The 4,702-nt window shown below is 75.0% G+C and carries 3 protein-coding genes and 2 pseudogenes; 1 reads left to right on the forward strand and 4 read right to left on the reverse strand.

What is annotated here, in order from left to right; genetic code table 11:
* The 3 genes from AE652_RS35575 to def all read right to left on the reverse strand — a co-directional run.
* The coding region (locus AE652_RS35575; RefSeq protein WP_049659136.1) for a transcription antitermination factor NusB at window positions 1–801 on the reverse strand (801 nt) is incomplete at its 3' end.
* A 135-nt stretch (window positions 802–936) separates the two neighbouring features.
* Window positions 937–1,875, reverse strand: a complete 939-nt coding sequence (gene fmt, locus AE652_RS35580) for a methionyl-tRNA formyltransferase (RefSeq protein ID WP_049659137.1) — start codon at window positions 1,873–1,875, stop codon at window positions 937–939.
* Between the two features lie 100 nt (window positions 1,876–1,975).
* A complete protein-coding gene (def, locus tag AE652_RS35585) occupies window positions 1,976–2,521 on the reverse strand; it encodes a peptide deformylase (protein WP_049659138.1) in 546 nt (181 codons plus the stop codon).
* A gap of 311 nt (window positions 2,522–2,832) precedes the next feature.
* Here def and AE652_RS35590 point away from each other — a divergent pair.
* Window positions 2,833–3,300: pseudogene (locus AE652_RS35590) on the forward strand (hypothetical protein); the annotation flags it as partial.
* A 445-nt stretch (window positions 3,301–3,745) separates the two neighbouring features.
* Here the strand turns inward: AE652_RS35590 and AE652_RS35595 are convergent.
* Window positions 3,746–4,702: pseudogene (locus AE652_RS35595) on the reverse strand (primosome assembly protein PriA); the annotation flags it as partial.

Raw genomic sequence — 4,702 nt, forward strand, 5'->3', positions numbered from 1 at the left:
CTCGTCCTGCACGCCCGCCCGGTTCTCCTGCACGGCCGCGACGGCGCCCGGGTCGCCGCCCTCGGCGAGCCGCAGGGCGAACGGGGACCAGCGGCCCGGTTCGGCCTCGGGCAGCGCGTCGGCCAGCTCGTCGACGGTGGCCCGGCCGGGGCGGGCGACCAGGGTGACCTCGGGCCGCTCGTTGTCGGCCCGCAGCAGCTCCTCCATCGCGGCGCGCCCGGAGGCGTCCGGCTGCCAACGGCCGAGCGAGTCCCAGAGCGCGGAGACCACCCAGCGCGGGTGCGAGTGCACGACCGCCAGGTGGTCCTCGGCGTCCTTGTCGTACGGCGGGGCGACCTTCTCGATCCAGGCGTCCAGGTCGTGGGCGCTGATCCGGCGCAGCACGGCGTTGACGAACTTGGCCTTGCCGTCGCCGAGCACCACCCGGGCCAGCTCGACGGTCGCCGAGACGGCCGCGTGGCTGGGGATGCGGGTGGTGAGCAGCTGGTGGGCGCCGAGCGAGAGCACGTCCAGCACCGGCGGGTCGACCTTGCTGAGCGGCCGGTCGATGCAGGCGGCGATGACCGCGTCGTAGGTGCCCTGCAGGCGCAGGGTGCCGTAGACCAGTTCGGTGGCGAGGGCGGCGTCGCGCCGGTCCATGCCCTTCTGCTCGGCCTCGCGGAGCAGCGAGGGCAGGATCAGGTTGGCGTACGCGTCGCGCTCGTCGACGGCACGCAGCGCGCGGAACGCGACGATCCGGGCCGGGTCCTTCTTCGGGCGGCGGTGCGGGCGGGGGGCGCGCTTGGCGCTGGGGGTGGTCACAGGTGCCTCAAGGTGCTGCGGTGGTTATCAACGAACGGTGGTTAGCAACGAACTCGGACGACAACGCAATCGGACGACAACGAAGTCGAGCGAACACGGACGATCTCAAACGAACAGTAGCGCCAAACCGGAGCGTCAGCCCCCGAAGCGCTCCCCCGCCTCCAGGCGCGCGCCCCGGGCCCAGTCGGCGGCCCGCATCTCCTTCTTCCCCTGCGGACGCACCTCCCCGAGCTCGATGTCGTGGCTGCCGGTCCCGACCCGGACGCTGTTCTTGCCCGCCATCGCGACCTCTCCCGGCGCCAGCTCGGTGGAGTCCGGCAGCAGCCTGACCGGCCCGGTGACCTTCAGCCGCTCACCCCGGAACTCCGTCCAGGCCCCCGGCGCCGGCGCGCAGCCGCGCACCACCCGGTCGATCCGCAGCGCGGGGTGACTCCAGTCGATCCGCGCGTCCTCGACGCTGATCTTCGGCGCGAGCGTGACGCCCTCGGCGGGCTGCGGCACGGCGTGCAGGGAGCCGTCCTCGATGCCGTCCATGGTGGCCGCGAGCAGCCGCGCACCGGAGAGGGAGAGCCTGGTGAGCAGCTCGCCGCTGGTGTCGGTCGGGCGGATCTCCTCGGTGATCACGCCGTAGACCGGGCCGGAGTCCAGGCCCTGCTCGATCAGGAAGGTGGACGCGCCGGTGACCTCGTCGCCGGCCAGCACCGCGTGCTGGACCGGGGCCGCGCCGCGCCAGGCGGGCAGCAGCGAGAAGTGCAGGTTGACCCAGCCGTGCTTGGGGATCTCCACGGTGCCGGGGCGCAGCAGCGCGCCGTAGGCGACCACCGGGCAGCAGTCGGGGGCGAGTTCGATGAGCCGGGCGACGAAGTCCGGGTCGCTGGGCTTCGCCGGCTTGAGGACCTCGATCCCGGCCTCCTCGGCGCGCTGGGCGACGGGGCTGGCGACCAGCTTGCGCCCACGCCCGGCCGGGGCGTCGGGGCGGGTGACCACGGCGACGACCTCGTGCCGGTCCGAGGCGAGCAGGGCGTCCAGGGCGGGAACGGCGACCTCGGGGGTGCCGGCGAAGACGAGACGCATCAAGTGCCTTTCTGCAAAAGGAAGTTCAAGAAACCAACGAAGACCGACAACGACCGGGGAAGACCACCAGGGCCGCCGGGACCGAAGGAACCGGCCGAACTCAGCGGGCGGACCCGAAGGTGCTGTGCGGCGAGACCTTGACCACCGGGGCCGGCCCGGCGCCCCAGTCCGCCTCCCGGATCGCCTTCAGCGCGGCCTTGCGCTGCTCGCGGTCCAGTCGGTCGATGAAGATGATGCCGTCCAGGTGGTCGGTCTCGTGCTGGATGCACCGGGCGAGCAACCGCGTGCCCTCCACCGTCACCGGATCGCCGTACATGTTGAAGCCCTTGGCCACCACGCCGTACGCGCGCGTGGTGTCGTAGCGCAGGCCCGGCAGCGACAGGCAGCCCTCGGGGCCGTCCTGCTCCTCCTCGCTCAGCGACAGGTCCGGGTTGATCAGGTGCCCGGTGACGCCGTCCACGTGGTACGTGAACACCCGCAGCGAGACGCCGAGTTGCGGCGCGGCGAGGCCGGCGCCGGGGGCGTCCAGCATGGTGTCGGTGAGGTCGCCGACCAGCTTGCGCAGTTCCTTGTCGAAGGTGGTCACCGGCTGGGCGGTGGACCGCAGGACGGGGTCTCCGAAGAGACGGATCGGCTGGATCGCCACGGGGTACGGGCTCCTGTCCGTAGGGGCGCGGGCTGCGGTCGGCGGCTGGTTCACCCGCCAGTCTATGCAACCCGCGCGGCCGCCCGCCGAGGGCTTCCCCGGAGCCCGGACCGGCACCGGACCGGCACCGCCTCAGGGCCCAGACCGGCGCCGGATCAGCACCGGATCGCCGCCCGGCACGCCCCGACTGTGCCGAGCCGCGTTACCCCGGCCCCCGCTTCGGCGTTGGTCAAGAGAGATTGACCGGGGCCGGGCGCACGGGACACCGCGTCCCGGCCGAGCTGAACCGTACGGAAGGTGGCACGTAGGCCATGGCCGAGCAGATCAACCACGACGCCCGGGCGCGGGCGAGCCTGCACCTGCTGGTGCGGGACATCGAGCGGGTGAGGCGGCAGGTCGACGCGCTGCGGACGCTCACCGCTCAACTGGGCAACGTCTACCGTCCGCGCCGACCGAGCACCTCGGCCGGCTTCGTGGTGTACGGGCGGGCGCCGGCGCCGACCGTGCGCCTGGCACAGGAGCTGCGGGAGAGCGTGGAGACCCTGGTGGCGGCGGCGGTCGAGTTCGACCGGGCGCTGGGGTTCTCCTGGGACTCGGTGGGCTCCGCCCTCGGGGTCACCAAGCAGGCGGTGCACCGGCGCTACGGGATGCGCCGGCCGACCAGCGAACTCCTCGCCGCGAGCGGCGCCGTCCCGGGCCAGGCCCGTCCGGACCGCTCCGAGGAGCTGCCCACGGGCACCGAGCGCACCGGTCTGGCCACGACCGTCCCGGCGGCCCGCCAGGGCGGCCTGGACGGTCGCGCCCTGGAGCGCGCCACGATCGACCGCGCTGGCATCGACCGCACGCCGATGGACCGCACCACGATCGACCGCACGCCCATCGACCGCGCCGGCATCGACCGAACCGGCATCGACCGGGGCGCGCTGGACCGGGGCGCGCTGGACCGGGGCCCGCTGGACCGCCCCGGCATCGACCGCACCACGATCGACCGCACCCCCGTCGACCGCACCACGACCGACCGCAGCACCCCCGTCGACCGCCCCCAGGCGGACCGACCCGGCATCCCGCTGCGCGGCTGACCGAGCCACGCACCCGGGCCGTCCGGGGCGGGGTGGCCCACTCACCCCGCCCCGCCGGGCCACCGGTCCCCAAGCCCCCGGACGCGACGCACCCACCCGCGAGCCCCCGAAGTCCCCCGACCCCCGCCCTCAGCCGATGTCCGTCTCAGCCGATGTCCGTCGGGTCCACCCGCACCCGTACCGGCTCCGCCGTCCGCAGCGCGATCCGCGCGATCTGCGCCGCCTTGAGCGCCGCCGCCAGCGCGGCCCCCTGCCCGGGCGGCACCCGCAGCAGCGCCCGCTCCTGCTCCTCCCCCCGCAGCGCCGGCGACGGCACCGGCCCGAGCACGTCCGCCTCCTCCGGCAGCCGGATCAGGTTCAGCAGGTCCGCGACCGCCGAGGGGCTGCCGCTCACCGAGGCCATCCGGGACACCGGCGGGAAGTGCAGCTGCGCCCGTTCGTCCCGCTCCAGCCCGGCGTGCCCCAAAGGGTCCCACCGGACCAGTGCCTGCACCGGGCGGGCCGTGGGCTCGGCGACCACGACCACCGTCCCGCCCTCCGTCGAGGGCCGCGCCAGCGCGGCCGCCGTGAGCCAGAGCCGCAGCGTCTCCTCCCCCGCCCGCAGGTCCGGCCGGCCGAGCAGCGCCCAGCCGTCCAGCAGCAGTACGGCCCCGTACCCGCCGCCGCCCTCGACCACCGGTTCCGCGCCGGGCGTGGAGATCACCAGGGAGGGTTCGTCCGGCACGGTGGCCAGCACCGCATCCCGGCCCGAGGTCCGCACCGGGATGCGCGGGAACGCCTTGCCCAGCTCCTCCGCCGTCCGCCGGGCCCCGACCACCTGGGCCCGCAGCCGGAAGGACCCGCACTCGGGGCAGTGCCAGTCGTTCTCCGGCTCCCCGCACCAGGCGCAGCACAGCGTGGCGTCCGCCGAGGGCGCCTCCAGCGGCCCCTCGCAGCGCCGGCAGCGGGCGGGGGTCCGGCAGCGCCCGCAGGCCAGCCTGGGCACGTAGCCGCGCCGGGGCACCTGGATGAGCACCGGGTGCCCGGCGGCCAGCGACTCCCGGGCGGCCTCCCAGGCCACCGAGGGCAGCCGGGCGGCCTGGGCGGCGGCGTCCCGGTGCTG

This window comes from Kitasatospora sp. MY 5-36 (assembly GCF_001182915.1).
In the GTDB taxonomy this organism is placed as follows: Bacteria; Actinomycetota; Actinomycetes; order Streptomycetales; family Streptomycetaceae; genus Kitasatospora.